At 64.6% G+C, this 20,846-nt stretch carries 24 protein-coding genes; 19 read left to right on the forward strand and 5 right to left on the reverse strand.

The features are described from left to right. Nucleotides 1-65: 65 nt before the first annotated feature. From nagZ to AC0QTX_RS17410, 11 genes are all read left to right on the forward strand, one after another. The gene (gene nagZ, locus AC0QTX_RS17360; RefSeq protein ID WP_474605065.1) at nt 66-1,085 is read left to right on the forward strand and encodes a beta-N-acetylhexosaminidase; all 1,020 of its coding nucleotides are present in this window, start codon (nt 66-68) and stop codon (nt 1,083-1,085) included. Nucleotides 1,086-1,239: 154 nt separating this feature from the next. After that, nucleotides 1,240-2,040: a segregation and condensation protein A gene (locus AC0QTX_RS17365; RefSeq protein ID WP_474605066.1), complete on the forward strand. Its 801-nt coding sequence runs from the start codon at nt 1,240-1,242 to the stop codon at nt 2,038-2,040. A gap of 1 nt (nt 2,041) precedes the next feature. Beyond that, on the forward strand, nt 2,042-2,773 hold the full coding sequence (scpB, locus tag AC0QTX_RS17370) for an SMC-Scp complex subunit ScpB (protein WP_474605067.1): 732 nt from the start codon (nt 2,042-2,044) through the stop codon (nt 2,771-2,773). After that, nucleotides 2,770-3,891, forward strand: coding sequence for an ABC transporter ATP-binding protein (locus AC0QTX_RS17375; protein WP_474605068.1), 1,122 nt, complete (start codon nt 2,770-2,772; stop codon nt 3,889-3,891). The genes scpB and AC0QTX_RS17375 overlap by 4 nt, the downstream gene beginning before the upstream one ends. A gap of 59 nt (nt 3,892-3,950) precedes the next feature. Further along, complete coding sequence (locus AC0QTX_RS17380; RefSeq protein WP_474605069.1) at nt 3,951-4,196, forward strand: twin-arginine translocase TatA/TatE family subunit; 246 nt, start codon at nt 3,951-3,953, stop codon at nt 4,194-4,196. Nucleotides 4,197-4,269: 73 nt separating this feature from the next. Beyond that, complete coding sequence (gene tatB / locus AC0QTX_RS17385; protein ID WP_474605070.1) at nt 4,270-4,830, forward strand: Sec-independent protein translocase protein TatB; 561 nt, start codon at nt 4,270-4,272, stop codon at nt 4,828-4,830. Then, nucleotides 4,827-5,630, forward strand: coding sequence for a twin-arginine translocase subunit TatC (tatC, locus tag AC0QTX_RS17390; protein ID WP_474605071.1), 804 nt, complete (start codon nt 4,827-4,829; stop codon nt 5,628-5,630). Before tatB ends, tatC begins: the two co-directional genes overlap by 4 nt. A gap of 99 nt (nt 5,631-5,729) precedes the next feature. Beyond that, nucleotides 5,730-7,091: a serine--tRNA ligase gene (gene serS, locus AC0QTX_RS17395; RefSeq protein WP_474605072.1), complete on the forward strand. Its 1,362-nt coding sequence runs from the start codon at nt 5,730-5,732 to the stop codon at nt 7,089-7,091. Nucleotides 7,092-7,093: 2 nt separating this feature from the next. Then, on the forward strand, nt 7,094-7,855 hold the full coding sequence (gene surE, locus AC0QTX_RS17400) for a 5'/3'-nucleotidase SurE (protein ID WP_474605073.1): 762 nt from the start codon (nt 7,094-7,096) through the stop codon (nt 7,853-7,855). Between the two features lie 16 nt (nt 7,856-7,871). Continuing rightward, the gene (locus AC0QTX_RS17405; RefSeq protein WP_474605074.1) at nt 7,872-8,558 is read left to right on the forward strand and encodes a protein-L-isoaspartate O-methyltransferase family protein; all 687 of its coding nucleotides are present in this window, start codon (nt 7,872-7,874) and stop codon (nt 8,556-8,558) included. A gap of 168 nt (nt 8,559-8,726) precedes the next feature. Then, the gene (locus tag AC0QTX_RS17410; RefSeq protein ID WP_474605075.1) at nt 8,727-9,770 is read left to right on the forward strand and encodes a M23 family metallopeptidase; all 1,044 of its coding nucleotides are present in this window, start codon (nt 8,727-8,729) and stop codon (nt 9,768-9,770) included. An 86-nt stretch (nt 9,771-9,856) separates the two neighbouring features. Here AC0QTX_RS17410 and AC0QTX_RS17415 read toward each other — a convergent pair whose 3' ends face one another. Further along, entirely contained in the window at nt 9,857-10,732 is an 876-nt protein-coding gene (locus tag AC0QTX_RS17415) for an ATP-binding protein (RefSeq protein ID WP_474605076.1), read from the reverse strand. A gap of 367 nt (nt 10,733-11,099) precedes the next feature. Here AC0QTX_RS17415 and yajC point away from each other — a divergent pair, with 367 nt between their 5' ends. The 5 genes from yajC (at nt 11,100) to AC0QTX_RS17440 (ending at nt 15,259) form a co-directional block, all read left to right on the forward strand. Then, nucleotides 11,100-11,378 (forward strand): preprotein translocase subunit YajC, encoded by a 279-nt coding sequence (gene yajC / locus AC0QTX_RS17420; RefSeq protein WP_190846479.1) that lies wholly within the window; start codon nt 11,100-11,102, stop codon nt 11,376-11,378. 87 nt (nt 11,379-11,465) lie between these two features. Continuing rightward, nucleotides 11,466-13,073, forward strand: coding sequence for a protein translocase subunit SecD (secD, locus tag AC0QTX_RS17425; protein WP_474605077.1), 1,608 nt, complete (start codon nt 11,466-11,468; stop codon nt 13,071-13,073). 12 nt (nt 13,074-13,085) lie between these two features. Continuing rightward, nucleotides 13,086-14,024: a protein translocase subunit SecF gene (secF, locus tag AC0QTX_RS17430; RefSeq protein ID WP_474605078.1), complete on the forward strand. Its 939-nt coding sequence runs from the start codon at nt 13,086-13,088 to the stop codon at nt 14,022-14,024. Nucleotides 14,025-14,028: 4 nt separating this feature from the next. Continuing rightward, a complete protein-coding gene (locus tag AC0QTX_RS17435) occupies nt 14,029-14,415 on the forward strand; it encodes an Mth938-like domain-containing protein (protein WP_474605079.1) in 387 nt (128 codons plus the stop codon). Nucleotide 14,416: 1 nt separating this feature from the next. Then, nucleotides 14,417-15,259, forward strand: coding sequence for a phytoene/squalene synthase family protein (locus AC0QTX_RS17440; protein WP_474605080.1), 843 nt, complete (start codon nt 14,417-14,419; stop codon nt 15,257-15,259). Nucleotides 15,260-15,532: 273 nt separating this feature from the next. On the opposite strand, the gene trmFO is transcribed toward AC0QTX_RS17440, so the two are convergent. Beyond that, the gene (trmFO, locus tag AC0QTX_RS17445) at nt 15,533-16,951 is read right to left on the reverse strand and encodes a methylenetetrahydrofolate--tRNA-(uracil(54)-C(5))-methyltransferase (FADH(2)-oxidizing) TrmFO (RefSeq protein WP_474605081.1); all 1,419 of its coding nucleotides are present in this window, start codon (nt 16,949-16,951) and stop codon (nt 15,533-15,535) included. 86 nt (nt 16,952-17,037) lie between these two features. On the opposite strand from trmFO, the gene AC0QTX_RS17450 reads away from it, so the two are divergent. Continuing rightward, nucleotides 17,038-17,796 (forward strand): glucose 1-dehydrogenase, encoded by a 759-nt coding sequence (locus tag AC0QTX_RS17450; RefSeq protein WP_474605082.1) that lies wholly within the window; start codon nt 17,038-17,040, stop codon nt 17,794-17,796. Between the two features lie 68 nt (nt 17,797-17,864). On the opposite strand, the gene AC0QTX_RS17455 is transcribed toward AC0QTX_RS17450, so the two are convergent. Beyond that, nucleotides 17,865-18,020: a DUF1127 domain-containing protein gene (locus AC0QTX_RS17455; protein WP_474605083.1), complete on the reverse strand. Its 156-nt coding sequence runs from the start codon at nt 18,018-18,020 to the stop codon at nt 17,865-17,867. Nucleotides 18,021-18,495: 475 nt separating this feature from the next. On the opposite strand from AC0QTX_RS17455, the gene AC0QTX_RS17460 reads away from it, so the two are divergent. Both AC0QTX_RS17460 and AC0QTX_RS17465 read left to right on the forward strand, forming a co-directional pair. After that, nucleotides 18,496-19,317 (forward strand): hypothetical protein, encoded by an 822-nt coding sequence (locus AC0QTX_RS17460; RefSeq protein WP_474605084.1) that lies wholly within the window; start codon nt 18,496-18,498, stop codon nt 19,315-19,317. Between the two features lie 239 nt (nt 19,318-19,556). After that, nucleotides 19,557-19,880, forward strand: coding sequence for a hypothetical protein (locus tag AC0QTX_RS17465; RefSeq protein WP_474605085.1), 324 nt, complete (start codon nt 19,557-19,559; stop codon nt 19,878-19,880). Between the two features lie 48 nt (nt 19,881-19,928). Here AC0QTX_RS17465 and AC0QTX_RS17470 read toward each other — a convergent pair whose 3' ends face one another. Continuing rightward, nucleotides 19,929-20,210 (reverse strand): porin, encoded by a 282-nt coding sequence (locus tag AC0QTX_RS17470; RefSeq protein WP_474605086.1) that lies wholly within the window; start codon nt 20,208-20,210, stop codon nt 19,929-19,931. A 54-nt stretch (nt 20,211-20,264) separates the two neighbouring features. Next, nucleotides 20,265-20,816: a DUF2231 domain-containing protein gene (locus AC0QTX_RS17475; protein ID WP_474605087.1), complete on the reverse strand. Its 552-nt coding sequence runs from the start codon at nt 20,814-20,816 to the stop codon at nt 20,265-20,267. Nucleotides 20,817-20,846 lie beyond the last annotated feature (30 nt).

Here is a 20,846-nt window from a genome sequence, read left to right on the forward strand (position 1 = left end):
GAACTGAGCAAGCTAGGCCAGCAAGAATTCTTGACCCTGCCGAGCAGGGGACGTAAGGCGCGGGTATGACCACCCGCGCCTTTATTGCCGGATGCTCCGGCTTTGAGCTCACCCCCGACGAGGCTGCCTTCTTCCGGGAGGCGCAGCCGTGGGGCTTCATCCTGTTCCGCCGCAACGTGGACAGCCCTGAGCAGGTGAGGGCGCTTTGCGCCTCCTTGAGGGACACCGTCGGGCGCGCCGACGCACCGATCCTCATCGATCAGGAGGGTGGCCGGGTCCAGCGCATGGGGCCGCCTCACTGGCCGAAATACCCGGCCGGCCGCGCCTATGGGCAGCTCCACGCCAACGACCCTCTCGTCCAGCGGGAGATCACCCGTCTCGGAGCCCGGCTGATCGCCCACGATCTCCGCTCCGTTGGAATCACCGTGGATTGCCTGCCCGTCCTCGACGTGCCGTCGCCAGGCGCCCACGACATCATCGGCGACCGGGCCTACGGCAAGACGCCCGCTCAGGTCGCCGTGCTGGGCCGGGCTGCCGCCGAGGGACTGATAGCCGGCGGAGTCCTGCCGGTGGTCAAGCACATGCCGGGCCATGGCCGGGCAGGGGCAGACAGCCACCTGGCGCTTCCCGTGGTCGAGGCTTCCCGCGATGAGCTGGAGCGGCACGATTTCGCGCCTTTCCGCATGCTCACCGACATGCCTCTCGCGATGACGGCCCACGTGGTCTACACGGCCCTCGACCCGGATCATCCCGCCACCACCTCCCGCGTCGTCATGGAGGAGATCATCCGTGGTCATATCGGCTATGACGGGCTGGTCATGACCGACGATCTCTCCATGCATGCCCTTTCAGGGTCCTTCCGGAGCCGGATCGAGGCCGCTTTCGCGGCCGGCTGCGACATGGGCCTCCACTGCAACGGCAGCATGGAGGAGATGACCGCGGTGGCCGAGGCCGCACCCGTCCTGGCGGGCGATGCCCTGCGCCGCGCTCACGCAGCGTTAGCGCGCATCACCCACGATCCGGAGCCCCTGGATCCTGTGGATGCCCGGGCGCGGCTCGATTCTGCTCTTGCGATGATCGCCTAAAGCCAATGAAGCTTGTCGCGCATCGTGCAGAAAAGTGGTCCCGGTTTTCTGCATCGGACGATGCGCTCTTCAAGAATGAGAGCATCGGGTGGAGCCCAAAAGTGCCTTCCACTTTTGGCCCGATGCTCGAGCCGGAGTGAGTTGAGTACCGTCAATGGCAAAGCCCTTACCCTTCGAGGATGTCGAACTGAACGAGCGCGCCGAGAGCGAGCCCGCTCTGCTCGTTGACGTGGACGGCTTTGAAGGACCCCTCGATCTGCTGCTCGAACTTGCGCGCCGCCAGAAGGTCGACCTCCACCGCATCTCGATCCTGGCCCTGGCCGAGCAGTACATCGCCTTCATCGAGGCTGCGCGGCGCATGCGCCTTGAGCTTGCCGCCGACTATCTCGTGATGGCGGCGTGGCTGGCCTATCTCAAGTCCCGCCTCCTGCTGCCCGAGCCGCCCAAAGGCGAGGAGCCGAGCGCAGAGGATCTGGCCACGGCCCTGGCCCTGCGCCTGCGCCGCCTGGAGGCGATCCGCGAGGCGGCCAAGAGGATGGGCGAGCGCTCCTGGCTCGGCCGCGACGTGTTCGCCCGCGGCGCCCCAGAGCCGGTGATCGTCAACAAGGATTCCCGTTACGAGGCGAGCCTCTACGATCTGCTCAAGGCCTATGCCCAGCAGCGGCAGATGCGGTTCAATGCCAGGGTTTCGCTGCATAAGCGGAATGTCTGGTCCCTGGTCGAGGCGCGGGAGGCCCTGGAGCGCCTGGTCGGTCACCTGAGCGATTGGGTGACCCTCGATACTTATCTTGTGGAATACATGGTCGAGCCCGCCATGCGCCCGACCGTTCTGGCCTCGGCCCTCTCCGCTACTCTGGAAATGGTGCGGGAAGGCAAGCTCTCGATGCGTCAGGACGAGGCCTTCGCTCCGGTCTGGGTCAAGCCCATCGCCGATCCGGCCGAGGCAGGAGTTTGAGATGCTGCCCGATATGCAGGAAGAAGCCCCCGAGGCGATGGACGATGAAGCTTCCGAGGTCATCCGGGAGCCCGTTCATGTGCCCGATCACGGCGAGGCCATGCGCATCGCCGAGGCGCTGCTGTTCGCCTCCGCGGCTCCCCTGAGCGCCGAGGATCTGAGCGGCCGCCTGCCGGAAGGCGCGGATGTGGAAAAGATCCTGCAGGACCTCACCGAGCTCTATGCGATGCGGGGGGTCAACCTGGTCAGGGTCGCGGGGAAATGGACCTTCCGCACGGCGAGCGATCTGTCCTTCGTGCTCGCCCGCGACGTGGTCGAGCAGCGCAGGCTCTCCCGCGCCGCCATGGAGACCCTCGCCATCATTGCCTATCACCAGCCGGTGACCCGAGCCGAGATCGAGGAGATCCGCGGCGTCGCCACCTCGAAGGGCACCATCGACCTCCTCCTGGAGACGGGCTGGATCCGCCTGCGAGGGCGCCGGAAGGCGCCGGGGCGTCCGGTCACCTACGGCACCACGCCGGCCTTCCTGGAGCATTTCGGGCTCGATGCCATCGAGGATCTGCCGGGTCTGGAGGAGCTGAAGGGTGCGGGCTTCATCGAAGGCCGCGTACCCTCCGACTTCTCAGTGCCGGTCCCGTCCGATGCCGATGCCCTGCGCGAGGACGAAGACCCTCTCGACGACGATCTGCTGCAGCCCCTGGACATGCACCAGACCGAGGCTGGCGAGGAATGAACGACAGGCCTGCCGGCGCCCTCGACCGCTTCCGTCTGCCCAGATGGGGGCAGCGCGGCACGGCGGGCGCCTCGATTCCGGCCCAGCTCGCTTTCGAGAACATCGTCCAGGCCTATGGCAGCCAGCGCGCCCTCGATGGGGTCTCGCTCACCATCGAGCCGGGGGAGATCGTCTGTCTGTTGGGCCATTCCGGTTGCGGCAAGACCACCCTTCTGCGGATTGCCGCCGGGGTGGAGGCCCCGACCTCCGGCCGTGTTCTCATGGATGGCCAGGAGGCGAGCGGGCCGAGAGCCTTCGTGGAGCCGGAGAGGCGCGGCATCGGGCTGATGTTTCAGGATTATGCCCTGTTCCCCCACATGACGATTTTGCAGAACATCATGTTCGGCCTGAAGGATCTCTCGGCCTCCGAGGCAGGGGTCGCGGCTCGCCGAGCCCTGTCCCGCGTCGGCCTGGAGCATTACGCCGGTGAATATCCTCATACCCTCTCCGGTGGCGAGCAGCAGAGGGTGGCGCTGGCCCGGTCCATAGCCCCCCGTCCCGGCGTGCTGCTCATGGACGAACCTTTTTCGAACCTCGACCGCCGCATGCGCGATGCGATCCGCGACGAGACCGTCGCCATCCTGCGGGAGACCGGCGCCACCACGATCGTGGTGACCCACGATCCCGAGGAGGCGATGCGGATCGCCGACCGGATCGTGCTCATGCGGGCCGGCGCGATCATTCAGCAGGGCGAGGCCGAGGAGATCTACCGGAGGCCGGCGAACCTCTTCGCCGCGCGATTCTTTTGCGATTTCAACGAGCTCGAGGGCGTGGTCCGGAACGGTCAGGTCACCTGTCCTGTCGGCGTCTTCCCCGCGCTGCACCTGCCGGATGGCCCGGCTATCGTCTGTGTGCGCCCGCAGGGGGTAAGGCTGAGGCCGGCAGGCTTCTGCCTGCCGGGCCGGGTGGCCTCCCGGCGCTTCCTTGGCGAGGTCGACCTTGTCCACATTGACGTCCAGGGCGTCGACCGTCCGCTCCAGGCTCGTGTTCACGATCCCGTTGACGTGCAGGAGGGACAGGATGTGGGCATCGATGTCGATACGAAGGATGTCCTTGTTTTCGCCGCGTCCGACGCATAGGTTGGCGGCGAGTTCTTTATCTGAAATGCCGCGCCCCTCGAGGGCGCAGGAGGATTGCCATGGGTGGCACGAGTATTTGGCACTGGATCGTTGTGGGTCTGATCGTCGTCCTGCTGTTCGGACGCGGCAAGATCTCCGACATGATGGGCGACGTCGCGAAGGGCATCAAGGCCTTCAAGAAGGGCATGTCCGAGGACGATACTCCGGCAAAGCCGGTGCAGCCCTCCGAGCCGGTCCGGACCATCGATCATCAGAACGGCACGACGACCACCACCACCGTTACGACCGATCAGAAGGTCGGCTAAGCTGTCGTCAGCCGCCGCTTCATGCGGTGTATCAGTACGCGTGAGTACCTAAGGGCAGGTTCGAGGCCACGTCATGTTGGACATGAGCTGGGGTGAGATCATGGTGATCGGCGCCGTCGCGCTGATCGTGATCGGCCCGAAGGATCTGCCGAAGGCTCTGCGGACCGTGGGGCAGATGACCAGCAAGGTCCGCCGCATGGCGGCGGAGTTCCAGGGCCAGTTCAACGAGGCCATGCGGGAGGCCGAGCTCGACGAGGTGAAGAAGCAGCTCCAGAGCGTGAACGAGTCCGTTCCTTCGCTCAACACGAGCTTCAATCCGATCCAGTCGATCCGGGACGAGTTGAAAACCTCCATCGAAGCACCTGTCGCAACGACCGAGAAGGTGCCTGGACCGGAGAGTACCCCGGAGGATGCCCAGGCAGCCGCTCAAGCGCCTTCCGATGCTTCGGTGCAGGCTGTCGTCGAGGGCCGCGCCCCGGCGCCTGCCGATCCGCTCATCGACCTGCCGGTGCCGCCCACCGCCGATCCGGCAGCGGAGATCGCGGAGTCCCTGCGGCGGGAAGCCGAGTACGAAGCCCAGCAGGCTGCTCTCGCTGAACAGCTCTCAGAAAAACCGGACGCGAAAGTCGTATGACCACTGCCGTTGAACAGGATGAGGTCGAGGCTTCGCGCGCGCCTCTGATCGAGCATCTGACCGAGCTGCGCTCGCGCCTCATCAAGGCGCTGGCCGCGTTCGTGGTGATGTTCTTCGCCTGCTTTGCCGCAGCCAAGTACATCTACAACGCCCTGGTCTGGCCCTATGTCCTGGCTGTCGGTTCGCCTGAGGCGGCGCGCCTCGTCTACACCCACGGCCTGGAATACCTGTTCACCCAGATCCAGGTGGCGGCCTTCGGGGCGGGCTTCCTGGCCTTCCCGGTGATTGCCATGCAGGTCTACAAGTTCGTGGCACCGGGGCTCTACAAGAACGAGCGCCGGGCCTTCGTGCCCTATCTGGTCGCAACGCCTGTCCTCTTCGCCGTCGGCGCGGCCTGCGTCTACTTCATCGCCATGCCGCTCCTCATGCGCTTCTCCGTGGGCATGCAGCAGCTGGCTATGGAATCCGGCCCGACCATCGAGTTCCTGCCCAAGGTCAGCGAGTATCTGTCGCTGATCATGACCCTGATCTTCGCCTTCGGCATCTGCTTCCAGCTGCCCGTGATTCTGACCCTGCTGGCCCGGGCGGGGATCATCGATTCGCAGTTCCTGAAGGACAAGCGGCGCTACGCCATCGTCATCGTCTTCGTGATCGCGGCGGTTCTGACCCCGCCGGACGTGATCAGCCAGTTCGCCCTTGCGATCCCCACCTTGCTTCTTTACGAGGCGTCCATCTTCTCCGTCATCATGGTCGAGAAGAAGCGTGCGGAAGCCGAGGCCGCGCGCGCGGCAGAGGAGTAGGGCCTTCGGGCCTCCACACCGGCCGCCATCCTCGGCAAACGTTGAAGGGGCGGTCGTGTCGAAGGGACAGGGCCCCTTGATCAAGCAGGTCCACATTCCATGCACGACATCCGTTCCATCCGCGAGAATCCCGCGGCTTTCGACCAAGGCCTCCGGAACCGGGGCATGGAGCCCCTGTCCACCCGCCTGATCGCCCTCGACGACGGGCGCAAGAGCGCCATCTCCGCCCTGCAGGCTGCCACCGAGCGACGCAATGTCCTATCCAAGGAGATCGGACAGGCCAAGGCCAAGAAGGACGAGGCGCGGGCTCAGGAACTGATGGCCGAGGTGGCCCGGATCAAGGAGACGATGCCGGAGCTGGAGGAGGCCGAACGCGTGGCCGAGAAGGCCCTGTTCGAGGCCCTGGCAGGCATCCCGAACATCCCTAAGGCGGACGTGCCCGTCGGTGCCGACGAGCACGGCAACGTGGAGCGCCACCGCGTCGGTTCGCCCCGGATGTCGAACAGCGCCAAGCAGCACTTCGAACTCGGGGAGGCCCTCGGTCTGATGGATTTCGAGACGGCGGCGAAGCTCTCCGGCTCCCGCTTCGTCGTGCTCAAAGCGGGTCTCGCCCGCCTGGAGCGGGCCCTCGGCCAGTTCATGATCGACCTGCATACGACTGAGCACGGCTATACGGAAGTGAACCCGCCGCTGCTGGTGCGGGACGATGTGATGTTCGGGACGGCCCAACTGCCGAAGTTCGAGGATGACCAGTTCTGGGCCTTCCCGGGCAACGCGCTCGAGCAGGTCGTCGCGGCTGCCCTCGAAGGCCAGCCGCGGGACGCGGTCGCCAAGATGATCAAGGACACCCGATACGGCATGATCCCGACCGCGGAGGTGACGCTCACCAACCTCGTGCGCGAGCAGATCCTGTCCGAGGAGGAGCTTCCGCTGCGGTTCACCGCGCTTACCCCGAGCTTCCGCGCCGAGGCGGGATCGGCAGGCCGCGACACGCGCGGGATGATCCGCCAGCATCAGTTCGTGAAATGCGAACTGGTCTCCATCACCACGCCGGAGACGTCGGCAGACGAGCACGAGCGCATGCTCGCAAGCGCCGAGAACGTGCTGAAGAAGCTTGAGCTGCCGTTCCGCACCATGACGCTCTGCACCGGCGACATGGGCTTCTCCTCGACCAAGACCTACGACATCGAAGTCTGGCTGCCGGGGCAGGGGATGTATCGCGAGATTTCGAGTTGCTCCGTCTGCTCGGACTTCCAGGCCCGCCGCATGAACGCGCGCTACCGCGCCGCCGGCGAGAAGCAGCCGCGCTTCGTGCATACGCTCAACGGCTCGGGCCTCGCGGTCGGCCGCACGCTGGTGGCCGTTCTGGAGAACTACCAGAACGAGGACGGCAGCATCACGATCCCTTCGGTGCTCCAGCCCTATATGGGCGGCCTCACCCGCATCGAGCGTCAGGGCTGAACATGCGCATTCTATGCACCAACGACGACGGCATACACGCTCCGGGATTGAAGACCCTCGAGGCGATTGCCCGCAACCTCTCGGACGATGTCTGGGTCGTCGCGCCGGAGACGGATCAGAGCGGCGTCGCCCATTCGCTCTCCCTCAACGATCCCCTGCGTCTGCGCGAGATCTCCAGCCGGCACTTTGCCGTCAGAGGCACGCCGACGGATTGCGTGATCATGGGGGTGCGCCACCTCATGCGGGACGCCAAGCCCGATCTCGTGCTCTCCGGCGTGAACCGCGGGCAGAACGTGGCCGAGGACGTGACCTATTCCGGCACGGTGGCGGGCGCCATCGAGGGCACGATCCTCGGCGTTCCCTCCATCGCGCTCTCTCAGGCCTATGGGCCGACGACGCGCGAGGCGCCCCGCTGGCAATGCGCCGAGCATCATGGCCCCAAGGTGGTCCGCAGGATCCTTGAGGCGGGAATCGACAAGGGCATCCTGGTCAACGTGAACTTCCCGGATTGCGAGCCTCAAGACGTCGAGGGGACGGCTCTCGTCAACCAGGGCCAGCGCACACAGGAACTCTTACGCCTCGACGAGCGCAGGGACGGGCGCGGCAACCCTTACTTCTGGATCGCCTTCGAGCGTCGGCCCTTCACCCCCGGCAACGGCACGGACCTCTGGGCCATCGCCAACCGGCGGATCGCCGTCACGCCTTTGCGCATCGACATGACTGACGAGCCGACCCTGACCCGCTACGCGCAGGCCTTCGGCTGATGGTCGTGCGGGCGCGATGAACCAGGATCTGCCATTCCTGCCCGAGGCGGACGATGCCCGCGGCGAGCAGGCAGCGATCGGGGCGGCGTCCTTCATCCTCTCGTTGCGGGCGAAGGGCATCCGCGACACGGCACTCCTGCGGGCCATGGAGCTCGTGCCGCGCGAGGTTTTCGCTCCGCGCCGCTTCACCGATCTCGCCCGCACCGACGTCGCCCTGCCGCTGCCCTGCGGGCAGACCATGACAGGACCGGCCACCGTAGCCGCCATGCTGCTGGCCCTCGGCGTGCAGCCCGGCCACCGCGTGCTTGAGGTCGGGACGGGCAGCGGCTACGTGACGGCGCTCCTGGCGCGGCTCGGCGCGGAGGTGACCTCCGTCGAGCGCTACAACACCCTGGCGGCCGCGGCGGCACAGCACCTCAAGATCGTCGAAGCGGGCAAGGTCCGCCTGGAGGTAGGCGACGGGCTCGCCACGCGGGTGCGGGATCGGTTCGATCGTATTCTGCTGAACGGCGCACGTCCGGAGCTTCCGGAAACGCTGATGCCGCTCCTGGGACCCGGAGGGCGCCTCGTGGGGGCCCTGACCGTCGACGGCATGCCCCGCCTCGTAAGGATCGAGCGCAATGCCGACGGAGAGCTGACGCAGAGCCCTGGCGCACAGCTGCGGATTTCGCCCCTCGTCACGGGCATTGCGGCGACTCTCTGACGGAATCAAAAATTTTTTCGACAAGGTTACGGCAAAGTGCGTGGCATCAACCGTTGCTTAACCTGAACAGGCTTTTAATCGCTCCATCGAGTTGCGTTCGGTTGGGGTTGAGTGATGCGTTTGCGTGTGAGTTCTGGGCATTGGGGTGCGGTGTCTCGGATCGCTCTGGTGGCTTTGATCGGGAGTGCCGCGGCGGCCTGCAGTACCGACAGCGCGCGGTTCGCGGAGAACCCCTTCTCCAATCCTTTCGCCGCCAGCGAGCGGATGGATACCGGCGCTGCGGCTCCTTCGCAGCCTCAGTCGTCTCCCTCCTACGCGGCTGCTCCGATGCCGACCGCTTCGGTCCAGGCTCAGGCCCTGCCGCCCGTGCAGACCCAGCCCCTGTCTCAGTCCGCCCGCATCGCCTCGGCTCCCGCTTCCGTCCAGCCGCGCCCTCTGCCGGCCGTTCAGCCTGCTTCGGCCCAATCGGCGTCTCAGCCCAAATTCCGCCTCGTCGACACATCCAAGGTGCCGGCAGCTACCACTCCGGTCGCTGCCGCAGAGCCCGCCAGGCGTGTTCGCCCCGGCATGACTGCCATGGCGCAGACTCCGGCCCCCGCTGCTCCGGCTGCTGCAAAGTCGGCTCCGATGCAGGTCGCCTCGGCCACCGACGAGCCTCTTGTTTCAGCCCCGAAGCCGCTCGTTTCCGCCCCTAAGCCGGTTGTCGAGCAGCCCAAGGTGGCTGCTCTCACCCAGCCTGAGCCGGTGAAGGCCGTTGCTCCGGTGCCGGCGGCTCCTGCCCCGGCCGCACAGCCGGAAGCTGCCAAGGCTCCCGCGCCGGAACCCGAGGCGACCGCCAGCGTATCGGGTGACTTCCGTTGGCCGGCCCGCGGCCGCGTCATCGCCGGTTTCGGCGCAAACGGCGGCAACGAGGGCATCAACATCGCCGTTCCCGAAGGAACCCCCGTGAAGGCAGCCGAAGCCGGCACGGTGACCTACGCCGGCAGCGAGGTGAAGGGCTACGGCAACCTCGTCCTCATCAAGCACGAGAACGGCTTTGTCTCGGCCTATGCCCACAACGGATCGCTGAACGTGAAGCGCGGCGAGCAGGTCAAGCGCGGCCAGGTGATCGCGACCTCGGGTCAGACCGGTAACGTGACCTCGCCACAGCTGCACTTCGAGATCCGCAAGGGTGCGCAGCCCGTCGATCCGCTGAAGCATCTCGGCGGCTGATCCCGCACAAAGCTTAGGTCGGGTTCGAACTTTGAAGCCGATCGAATGAAGGGACGGTGGAGCTCAGCCACCGTCCCTTTGTCGTTTCAGATGGCTTTTCCCAGGCGTCCCGCGAGGTCCTGGATGAACTGCCAGGCCGTGCGACCGGAACGGGCGCCGCGGGTCGTCGCCCATTCGAGGGCTTCCGCGCGGATCGCGTCGCGGTCCGCCTCCAGCCCGAGATGGTCGACATAACCGAATACCATCTCGAGATATTCATCCTGGCTGCATTTGTGAAAGCCGAGCCAGAGGCCGAAACGGTCAGAGAGCGAGACCTTCTCCTCCACCGCCTCGCCAGGATTGATGGCGGTCGAACGCTCGTTCTCCATCATGTCGCGCGGCAGGAGGTGGCGGCGGTTGGACGTGGCGTAGAAGATCACGTTGTCCGGCCGTCCCTCGATCCCGCCCTCCAGCACGGCCTTGAGCGACTTGTAGGAAGTATCGTCCGCGTCGAAGGAGAGGTCGTCGCAGAACACGATGAAGCGGTGCGGATCGGCCCGCAGCAGGCTCATGAGGTCGGGGAGGGTCTCGATGTCCTCCCGGTGGATCTCGATGAGTTTCAGAGGACGGGAATCACCGGGCCGCGTGTGGTTGATCTCCGCATGGACCGCCTTGACCAGGGAGGATTTGCCCATCCCCCGGGCGCCCCAGAGCAGGGCATTGTTGGCCGGCAGCCCCCCGGCGAACCGCCCGGTGTTCTCCGCCAGCTGGTCCCGCACCCGGTCGATGCCCCGCAGGAGGCTCATTTCGACCCGGTTCACTTTCGCCACCGGGGAGAGCCTGCGCCCCGCCGCCTGCCAGACGAATGCGTCCGCCGCCGTAAAATCGGCGTGAGCCGTGCTGATGGGAGCAAGACGCTCCAGGGCGGCGGCGATGCGCGTAAGAAGCGACAGGGTTTCGGGAGAATTGAGGTCTGTGGGCATTTCAGGTCCGGGCCAGAAGGGGCGGAAAGCGACTGCTTAGCGCAAAAAGCGTCAATGGGTCCATGGAAGGAGCCTTGGGAAAGCGAGCATCGGCCCCAAAAGTGGAGGGCACTTTTGGGTTCAGTCCGATGCTCACTGCTGGAAAAGGTGCATCGTGTGGTCCGGAAAACCGGGACCACTTTTCCGCACGATGCGCCTGTAACTTCATTGATTTCGTCGAGTCGATGGGTATAGTCCGCCACGCTTTGTATCCCGTCCGGCGCGGGTAGGCCCCATAAGTGCCTGCCACGCGCCTTTATCCATGGAGAGCCGCTTGTTCATTTCACCTGCCTACGCACAGGGGGGCCCCGCGGGGGGCGGAATGGAGATGATCCTTCAATTCGTCCCGTTCATCCTCATATTCGTCATCATGTGGTTCCTGATCATCCGGCCCCAGCAGCGCCGGGTGAAGACACACCAGGAGATGATCAAGAATGTGCGTCGCGGCGACACCATCGTCACCTCCGGCGGCATCATCGGCAAGGTGACCAAGGTGACCGAGGACGCGGCCGACATCGAGGTCGAGATCGCCGACGGCGTGAAGGTGAAGGTGGCCCGGGCCATGATTTCCGACGTCCGCTCCAAGAGCGAGCCCGTCAAGGCCTGAGTGGGACAAGGCCGGCCCTTTCGTGCGCGGATGGGCCGGTTCGCCGCAGCACGCTGCGGCAGAAGAGTTTGAAAGGTTGAGCTGACGATGCTGCGCTTCTCGAGATCGAAGATCATCGCCACGGTGGGGGTCATTCTGATCGGTCTGCTTCTGGCGGTTCCGAGCATGATGTCCCGTGAGCAGCGTCAGGCGTATCTGAATGCGATCCCGGGTTGGGTGCCGTCCTGGCTCGTCCCGTCCCGCGCGATCGTGCTGGGCCTCGACCTGCAGGGCGGGTCTCACGTTCTGCTCGAAGTCGACGCCCAGGATCTGATGCGCGTGCAGGTCACCACCCTGCGCGACGACGTCCGCCGCATCCTGCGCGACACCCGCGTGTCGTCTCAGAACGGCATTCAGACGGTTCAGCGCGGCGTTCAGATCCGCGTGCCGGATGCGGCAGACCGCGATCGGCTGCTGCCGCGCCTGCGCGAGCTGGCTCAGCCCGTCGGCAACGCCATGCTTGGCCAGACCGGCGGCAACACCATTGACATCAACACGGCTCCGGACGGCGTGATCACGCTGACCTATTCGGAGATCGGCACCAACGAGCGCGTGCGCCGAGCCGTCGACCAGTCCATCGAGGTCATCCGCCGCCGCGTGGACGCTACGGGCACGACCGAGCCCAGCATTCAGCGCCAGGGCGCCGACCGAGTGCTCGTACAGGTCCCGGGTCTCCAGGATCCGCAGCAGCTGAAGGCTCTGCTCGGCGAGACCGGCAACCTCGAGTTCCGCCTGCTTGCCCAACAGGGCGCGACCGATGTGGACATGCTGCCGATGCAGGATGCCGGCGGCCAGCGGGTTCCCGTCGAACGCCGGATTATCGCCGAGGGCGGCGACCTGATCGATGCCCAGCCGGCCTTCGACACGCAGACCAACCAGCCCATCGTCAATTTCCGCTTCAACATCCGTGGCGCGCAGCGCTTCGGCCAGGCGACGACGGAAAACCTCGGGCGTCAGCTTGCCATCGTGCTCGACAACCAGGTGATCTCGGCTCCGACGATCCAGTCGCCCATCACCGGCGGCTCGGGCCAGATCTCCGGCAGCTTCACGGTCGAGCAGGTGAACAACCTCGCCGTGCTGCTCCGCTCCGGCGCCCTCCCGGCCAAGCTCACCATCGTCGAGGAGCGCACCGTCGGCCCGGGACTCGGACGCGACTCCATCGAGGCCGGCAAGATGGCCACCTACGTGGCGGCCATCTTCGTGATCATCTTCATGTTCGCCACCTATGGCCTGTTCGGCCTCTTCGCGAACATCGCGCTCATCGTCCATGTGGGCCTTATCTTCGGACTCATGTCCGTGCTGGAGGCCACCCTGACCCTTCCTGGCATCGCCGGCATCGTGCTCACCATCGGCACAGCGGTGGATTCCAACGTGCTGATCTACGAGCGCATCCGCGAGGAGGTGCGTGCAGGCCGGTCCATCGTCTCAGGGATTCAGGCGGGTTTCGACCGTGCTTTCGCGACAATCGTCGACTCGAACAGCACCATGGCCATTGCGGCGGTGATCCTGTTCTTCCTCGGCTCCGGCCCCGTGCGCGGCTTCGCAGTCGTGTTCATCCTCGGCATCCTGACGACGGTTCTTACCGCCGTGACCCTGACGCGCATGATGATTGCGCTCTGGTACCACTCGATGCGTCCCAAAGTCCTTCCGTTTTAAGGAGTGCGTATCGTGCGCCTCGTTCGCCTCTGGCCCGAAAACTCCCATTTCGACTTCATGCGCTTCAGGCGCTTCTCATTCCCGCTGTCGGCCGTCATCTCGATCCTGACCGCGGTAATGCTCCTGACCGGCGGCCTCAATTTCGGCATCGACTTCCGGGGCGGCACGCTCATGGAGATCCAGGCCAAATCGGGTCAGGCCAATGTCGGCCAGATCCGGCAGACCTCCGCGGGCTTCGGCTTCGGCGATGTCGAGGTGCAGGAATTCGGCTCCGCCGGCGAGGTCTCGATCCGCTTCCCGATTCAGGAGGGAGGCGAGGCAGCACAGGCGGCTGTGGTTCAGAAGGCGCGTGACACGTTCAGCGCCGATTACGAGTTCCGCCGCGTCGAGACCGTCGGACCCCGCGTCTCGGGCGAGCTCGTCCAGTCCGGTACCATCGGCGTGGTGCTCTCGGTCATCGCGGTGCTGTTCTATCTCTGGTTCCGCTTCGAGCGGGAGCTGGCAGTGGCGTCCATCATCGGCACGCTGCACGACATCGTGCTCACCATCGGCTTCTTCGTGATCACCGGTCACGAGTTCAACATGACCTCGATCGCGGCGATCCTGACCATCGTGGGCTATTCGCTCAATGAAACGGTGGTGGTGTTCGACCGAACCCGCGAGCTGATGCGCCGCTACAAGACGATGCCGGCCGAAGAACTGTTGAACCTGTCGATCAACCACACCATGTCCCGTACGGTGATGACGGCGGCGACCACCGCGCTCTCGCTTCTGGCCCTGGTGCTGTTCGGCGGTCAGGCGATCCAGGGTTTCGCGCAGGTCATGCTCTATGGCGTGGTCATCTGTACGTATTCGGCCATCTGCATCTCGTCTCCCATGCTGATCTACATCGGCCTGCGCGGGTCGGAGACCGTGAAGGTGCCGGAGGGCAGGGCCGCCGCAGCGGAGTAAGCCGATGAGCTCTGGCCGCCTCTACGACGGGTTCCTGCCGGGACGCTACCCGTTCGATGCCTATGGCAATGGGGGCTTTCGCTTCGCGGACATGTCCCATCGCGGCTCCCTGCTCGCGCTGCCTTCGGGGGTCAAGGCTTGGCCTGTCGCGGCCATGACAGACCTGACGGGCGAGGTGCTCGATCCGATCTTTGCCGAGGGCGATGCGCTCGAACTCCTGCTGTTCGGCACGGGCGTCGACATCGCGGCGCTGCCAGTTGCGTTCCGGAATAGGTTTCGTGAGGCGGGAATCGGGCTCGACGTGATGCAGACCGGGGCCGCTGCACGTACCTACAACATCCTGCTCGCCGAGAACCGCAAGGTTGGCGCCGCCCTGATCGCCGTCCCTTGAGATGGCGGAAGAGATCTCCAACTTCGCCCATTGCGAGGCGCTCGTGCGCGAAGCCGATCCGGACCGGTACTGGGCCAGCTTCTTTGCGCCGGCCGACAAGCGCCCGCATCTCTACGCGCTCTACGCCTTCAACTTCGAGATCGCCCGGGTTCGCGAGGCGGTGCGCGAGGCGCTCGTCGGCGAGATCCGCCTGCAATGGTGGCGCGATGCCCTCCAGGGCGAGGCGCGGGGCGATGTGCGGGCCAACCCCGTGGCGGCAGCGCTCGACGATACCATTGTCCGGTTCCGACTGCCGCGGCAGTCCCTGGTCGACCTGATCGATGCCAGGATCTTCGATCTCTACGAGGATCCCATGCCCAGCCTCAACGACCTGGAAGGCTATTGCGGCGAGACATCGTCGAGTCTGATCCAGCTCTCGAGCCTCATCCTCTCGGACGGGTCGAATCCCGGCACCGCCGATGCGGCTGGTCATGGCGGTGTGGCCTATGCCATCGCGGGTCTGCTGCGTGCGTTCCCGATCCATGCGCGGCAGGGACAGGTCTATATGCCGGCGGATATTCTTAACAAACACGGCGTGGTGCGCGAGGACATCGTCACGGGACGCGGCGGGCCAGGCCTGAAGGGAGCGCTCGCCGATCTTCGCGCCGTTGCCCGCAGGCATCTCGAGCAGGCGCGTGCTCTGCGCACCACGATCCCGAATGCCGCCAAGCCGGCGTTTCAGCCGATTGCACTGGTGGAGCCTTATCTCAGGGCCATGGAGCGTCGGGACTACGACCCGTTTCATACGGTGGTGGAATTGCCCCAATGGCGGCGCATCTGGGCGTTGTGGCGCGGACCGTTTTAGGAGCGCCGTGCCCTCTGGTGTCATCCCGGATGAGGCGAAACCAGATCCTAGATCGTGCAAACCAGTCCAGCACTGTCATCCCGGGGCCGCGCAGCGGAGCCCGGGATCCATAATGGCTAACGCTGCAGAGAAGAGTGCGACACTGATCGCCCCTTTTTGATACGTAGCGTTTATGGATCCCCGCCTTCGCGGGGATGACAATGTTGAGATGCCAGCGCTTAATCCTGGTCGCGATCCCGGATCATCTTCGATGTCCGGGATGACAATGTGTGACTACTCCGCAGCCTGCGGCAGCACACCACCCGACATCCACACTGCCAGATCACCCCGCGCGCGGTCCGTCAGCGCCTTCTTCCGGGCGACGGCCTTGGCCGGCCCGCGCAGGCGCTTCCCGTCTTCGGCCTTCGGAGCTTGCGCCAGCGGCGGGAAGAGGCCGAAATTGACGTTCATCGGCTGGAAGGAGCGCGGCCCCTCGTCGATGGTCTCGATATGCCCGCCGGTGATGTGGTTGATGAGCGCGCCGAGCGCCGTGGTGTGGGGCAGGGGCTGGATCGGACGGCCCAGTCGCTCGGCGGCGGCGAAGCGGCCGGTCATGAGGCCGACCGCAGCACTCTCCACATAGCCCTCGCAGCCGGTGATCTGGCCGGCGAAGCGCAGGCGCGGCATCGCCTTCAGGCGGAGCGTCGGGTCGAGGAGCTTGGGCGAGTTGAGATAGGTGTTGCGGTGAATGCCGCCGAGGCGCGCGAACTCCGCGTTCTCCAGGCCCGGGATCATGCGCAGGATCGCGCTCTGGGCGCCGTATTTCAGCTTGGTCTGGAAGCCCACCATGTTGAACAGGGTGCCGAGCGCGTTGTCCTGGCGCAGCTGTACGATGGCGTAGGGCTTCTTGTCGGGATTGCGCGGGTCGGTGAGGCCGACCGGCTTCATGGGTCCATGGCGCAGGGTCTCACGGCCGCGCTCGGCCATCACCTCGATGGGCAGGCAGCCGTCGAAATAGGGGGTGTTGGCCTCCCATTCCTTGAACTCGGTCTTGTCGCCGGCGATCAGCGCGTCGATGAAGGCGTCATACTGCTCCCTGGTCATGGGACAGTTGATGTAGTCCTTGCCCGTGCCGCCAGGCCCGACCTTGTCGTAGCGCGACTGGAACCAGGCGACGTCCATGTTGATGGACTCGCGATAGACGATCGGCGCGATGGCGTCGAAGAAGGCAAGCGACGTTTCGCCCGTGAGATCGAGGATCGCCTGCGCCAGAGCCGGCGAGGTGAGGGGGCCGGTGGCGACGATCACCGAGGACCAATCCTCCGGCGGCAGGCCCGCGATCTCGCCCCGCTCGATGGTGATGAGGGGATGAGCCTTGAGCGCTGCCGTCACGGCTGCCGAAAAGCCGTCGCGGTCGACCGCCAGAGCGCCGCCGGCGGGCACCTGGTTCGCATCGCCTTTCGCCATGATAAGGGAACCGAGGCTGCGCATCTCCTGATGCAGCAGGCCGACCGCATTGGTTTCGGCATCGTCCGAGCGGAAGGAGTTGGAGCACACGAGCTCGGCAAGGCCGTCCGTCTTGTGGGCGTCGGTGCCGCGCACGGGGCGCATCTCGTGCAGCACCACGGGAACACCCGCCTGGGCGATCTGCCAGGCAGCTTCCGAACCGGCGAGGCCGCCGCCGATGACATGGATAGGTTCGATGGTGCTCATGGTCTATCTCCCGGGCGGCTTTGTTGACTCCCTCGGGAGCCCTGGTCAAGCTGAGCCGGTTTACTTTTGGAAAGGCATTCAACGCCATGCAATCCAGGCGTCCGGTCGTCCTTATTACAGGCGGAAGCCGCGGCATAGGGGCTGCGGTGGCACAGCTCGCAGCCGAGCGCGGGTATGATGTTGCCATTACCTATCGCTCGGAGCATGAAGCCGCCGAGAAGATCCTTGCCGCCTGCCGCAATGCCGGAGCGAAGGCTGTGGCCTGCCAGGGCGACGTGGCCGTCGAATCCGACGTGATCCGCCTGTTCGACGAGGCCGAGGCGGCCCTGGGGCCGATCTCGCACGTGGTCAACAATGCAGGGATCACAGGCAAGTCGGGCAAGCTGGCGCAGACCTCCGCCGATACGATCCGGGACTGCATCGACATCAATGTCCTGGGCGCCCTGTGGGTGGCGCGCGAGGCGGCCCGGCGGCTGCCGAAGAGTCCTGCTGACAGCGCCAGAACCATCGTCAACATCTCGTCGGTGGCGGCCTCCCTCGGCAGCCCCAACGAGTATGTCTGGTATGCCGCCTCAAAGGGTGCCGTCGACTCGCTCACGATCGGGATGGCCAAGGAGCTGGCCCCTGAGGGCATCCGGGTCAATGCGGTTTCACCCGGTATGACGAAGACGGAGATCCATGAGCGCAGCACCCAGGATGCAGGTCGCCTGGAGCGGCTGAGGCCGCATATTCCGCTCGGCCGGGTCGGGAAGCCGGAGGAGGTCGCAGAAGCGGTGCTGTTCCTGATGTCGGAGGCGGCGTCCTACATCACGGGCGCGAACATCCCGGTCTCCGGCGGACGGTGAAGGTCTTCAGACAAGCGAACGCCCGCCAATGGGCGGGCGAGGGCCTTATGCTGCAATGCAGCAGATGTTTACGCGGCAGCGTGCTCGCGAGCGATGTTCTCGATCTGGAAGCGGGAGATGCCGAGATCGTCTAGCTCGCGGTCGGACAGCAGCGAAAGCTCGCGGACAGTTTCGCGATAACGCATATAAGCGCGGACTTTAGAGAGAATATAGGACACGAACATGGGAAGCTCCTCATCAGTGACCGGCCCCTGTGGCCGGTGGCATTTGTTCTTGCGTGTGCAGTGCGGATATAGGTGTGTGCAGTGCCGAAGAGGAGTGGTAATAGTGTAGGGCTGTTATGCTTTAGTAGCATAGCGGGCTAATGCCAGGTTAACAGCAGTGCTCATTAGGCATGCCTTTCAACCAAGGAGCAGGGTGCTTGGGCAATTAGTCCATAAACTGCCCTTCATTATGGCCACGCTTGCTCCTGGCCTGCATAAGTTTGGAGCATGGCTCCATACGTTCTCGAACGGTGGTTTTGACTCAAGGGACGGGTTCGGGCGCTTCTGAAAGCAACAATGAGCCCATGTAGCATCTTGAACAAATGTTCATGTTCCGAAATGACTTCACGAATATCCATAGTTACTTCAGGCTCGTTGGAACAGTCTCCACAGGTTTGCGTTCACCCCGCAGCTTTACAGTAATGGAGATGCTTCCGTGAAGAAAATCGCCCTTGGAGCTGCCCTTCTCTTATTGAGCAGTGCGGCCTATGCCCAGACATCGACCCAGACCAACACAAGCACCAGCACGTCTTCCCAGTCGCAGTCGTCGGATTCGAACAACCTGCTGCGCAATCAGTCCGGGACCAGCAGCCGGACGGAGACCACCGGCGCAACCCGCAGTGAATCCTCGGGTACCCAGACCAATGTCCGCACCCGCGAAGAGGGCAATACCCGTGTCGGAGTCGGCATCGAGACCCGTGAGCGGTCTGGAGTATCCGTCCGCTCACGAACGGTGCGTGAAGTTGAGGAGCCGAGCGTCTCCGTCACCCGCCGCCGCAGCGTGACCACCATCGAGGAGCCGGATACCGAAGTGCGCCGCACGGTGGTCAAGAAGAAGCCCACCAAGAAAGTCGCGGTGAAGAAGACGAAGAAGACCAACAAGGTCGTCACGAAGAAGCGCCGCTACCAGGTTGTCGACGAGCCGGTGGAGGTCCGCCGTCGGACCGTGCGCCGCTATGAAGAGGTCAATGAGCCGAGCGTGTCCGTCAATCGCCGCACGACGATCCGCCGGACGCAGGATACCTCGCCGAGCGTTGGCGTATCCATCGAGCAGCGTCGTTCCAATGACGTGAATGTCTCGACCACGCGGACGCGTTCGAGCGCTCCGGATACGACCGGCACCGTCTCGACCCGCAGCCGCACGGACGTGAACAGCAACTCGGGCGCCAATACGTCCGGTTCGGGCAACTCCTCCACGACCGTTCGTCCGCAGCAGGGCGGTTCCTCGTCGGGGAGCAGCACGAGCACAAGCGAGTAAATCGGTCATCATAATGTAGAAAGAGGGCCAGAGACTCGCCCTCTTTTGCTGTTGTTATGATCGATCTTCAATGGTGTGCTTGCGTTTCTGCAGAATAGGTTGGAAACGCATGTAAATCCTGAGAAGATACGCCTCGTATTATTGAGAGTTTGAACTCTGTTGAGCCTCTGGCTGAATGATATTTTTGGAACCGTTCTTCCAGTCGGTTTTTATATACGAAACTGTTCTGGAGTAGATCCATGATGAAAGCTCTTGTTGTCATCAGCGCAGCTCTTCTGGCTGCAACCTCTTTCGCCGGTGCCGCCGACGCCCGCCCTGGAAAGGGCAAGGGCCATGCTTATGGGCACCAGAAGAACCACAAGGCTCAGCGCTACGTCGTGCAGCGTCGCAACAATAACAACGCTGCCATTGCAGCCGGCGTGACGGGGGCTATCCTTGGCGGTGCGCTCGCTGCATCGGCCCGCCCGGCCTACCGCACCTATGAGAGGCCATCCTACAGGACCTACGAGGCCCCGAGACGGACCTACTATCGCGAAGAATACTACGACAACTACGACTACTAAGCTGTCGATACAGGGGCGCCTTCAGGCGCCCCTTTTCCTGGCGCCTGTCTATCGGCGCAGGCTTCCAACGGCAATCACAACTCGCAAGGGGCCGTATTCGGTCTGCTTTCTCACATCGATCTGCAAGCGTGCCCCCGGCTGCGTCCTGTACGAACCGGACCCGGCCAGCCCCGAACCTGCAAGGGCATCGGCCCGGACAGTGCCGCTGATCCGCACGCAGGTACCCGAGGCCTGGAGCATGGCAAAGCCGGGAGGGCAGGGAAAGGCAGCCTGCGCTTGGCTCGCCAGCGTTAGTCCAACTAGAGCAAGGATGGCCGAAGAGTGCTTCATGAAGCGGAGCTTATCTGCTCCGCTCCAAGAGGCAAGAAGGCAAGGCAGGGGTTTTCAGACCCCGCCCGACCCGCTCCGGCGGCCGTATTGCTCCGCCACGTCCGGGCGGTCGACCTCCACGTGGAACTGCTCGGCCTTGGGGCTGTAATCCTGGATTGCCCCGATGCCATAACGATAGGCCATTTCGCCGCCGAGCCAGCCGCTGAACAGCAGCAGGGCCGTCTGAGCGCCGGACAGCCAGATGCCCCAGCCTTGAACCCCGGCAGCCGGATCGTCCAGGCGCACGCCCACATTGACGAGAGCAAGAGCGACGACAACCAGATTGGCCACCATGTGAGCCCATGACACCCAGACATTGCGCACCCGGTCGATGGTCACGAAGTCGATCATGCCGGGGACGGCGGCCACGAGAGCGGTGACAATTCCGGCAACGAGAAGCCAATAGGAGGCTTGAGCCCAGAACAGGTCCTCGGTTGCGAGGAATGCGATGTCTGTACCCAAGGCCCCGATCAGAAAGGCGACGGGGAAGACGATCAGCATGTGATGAAGCGGGTGTCCGGCGATGGCCGCCGTGCTCTGCACCCCATGACGATGATAGCGACCCATGACACTGCTCCTCTCAAGGCCTGGCTTGAG

Source organism: Microvirga sp. jy35 (assembly GCF_056148915.1).

Coding starts and splice junctions, on each gene's coding strand:
- surE (WP_474605073.1), top strand. CDS start 7,094: ATGCGCATTCTATGCACCAACGACGACGGCATACACGCTCCGGGATTG.
- AC0QTX_RS17380 (WP_474605069.1), top strand. CDS start 3,951: ATGGGTGGCACGAGTATTTGGCACTGGATCGTTGTGGGTCTGATCGTC.
- AC0QTX_RS17435 (WP_474605079.1), top strand. CDS start 14,029: ATGAGCTCTGGCCGCCTCTACGACGGGTTCCTGCCGGGACGCTACCCG.
- AC0QTX_RS17475 (WP_474605087.1), bottom strand. CDS start 20,816: ATGGGTCGCTATCATCGTCATGGGGTGCAGAGCACGGCGGCCATCGCC.
- AC0QTX_RS17405 (WP_474605074.1), top strand. CDS start 7,872: ATGAACCAGGATCTGCCATTCCTGCCCGAGGCGGACGATGCCCGCGGC.
- AC0QTX_RS17440 (WP_474605080.1), top strand. CDS start 14,417: ATGGCGGAAGAGATCTCCAACTTCGCCCATTGCGAGGCGCTCGTGCGC.
- AC0QTX_RS17375 (WP_474605068.1), top strand. CDS start 2,770: ATGAACGACAGGCCTGCCGGCGCCCTCGACCGCTTCCGTCTGCCCAGA.
- serS (WP_474605072.1), top strand. CDS start 5,730: ATGCACGACATCCGTTCCATCCGCGAGAATCCCGCGGCTTTCGACCAA.
- trmFO (WP_474605081.1), bottom strand. CDS start 16,951: ATGAGCACCATCGAACCTATCCATGTCATCGGCGGCGGCCTCGCCGGT.
- nagZ (WP_474605065.1), top strand. CDS start 66: ATGACCACCCGCGCCTTTATTGCCGGATGCTCCGGCTTTGAGCTCACC.
- AC0QTX_RS17415 (WP_474605076.1), bottom strand. CDS start 10,732: ATGCCCACAGACCTCAATTCTCCCGAAACCCTGTCGCTTCTTACGCGC.
- tatB (WP_474605070.1), top strand. CDS start 4,270: ATGTTGGACATGAGCTGGGGTGAGATCATGGTGATCGGCGCCGTCGCG.
- scpB (WP_474605067.1), top strand. CDS start 2,042: ATGCTGCCCGATATGCAGGAAGAAGCCCCCGAGGCGATGGACGATGAA.
- AC0QTX_RS17455 (WP_474605083.1), bottom strand. CDS start 18,020: ATGTTCGTGTCCTATATTCTCTCTAAAGTCCGCGCTTATATGCGTTAT.
- AC0QTX_RS17450 (WP_474605082.1), top strand. CDS start 17,038: ATGCAATCCAGGCGTCCGGTCGTCCTTATTACAGGCGGAAGCCGCGGC.
- secD (WP_474605077.1), top strand. CDS start 11,466: ATGCTGCGCTTCTCGAGATCGAAGATCATCGCCACGGTGGGGGTCATT.
- AC0QTX_RS17470 (WP_474605086.1), bottom strand. CDS start 20,210: ATGAAGCACTCTTCGGCCATCCTTGCTCTAGTTGGACTAACGCTGGCG.
- AC0QTX_RS17465 (WP_474605085.1), top strand. CDS start 19,557: ATGATGAAAGCTCTTGTTGTCATCAGCGCAGCTCTTCTGGCTGCAACC.
- AC0QTX_RS17365 (WP_474605066.1), top strand. CDS start 1,240: ATGGCAAAGCCCTTACCCTTCGAGGATGTCGAACTGAACGAGCGCGCC.
- yajC (WP_190846479.1), top strand. CDS start 11,100: ATGATCCTTCAATTCGTCCCGTTCATCCTCATATTCGTCATCATGTGG.
- tatC (WP_474605071.1), top strand. CDS start 4,827: ATGACCACTGCCGTTGAACAGGATGAGGTCGAGGCTTCGCGCGCGCCT.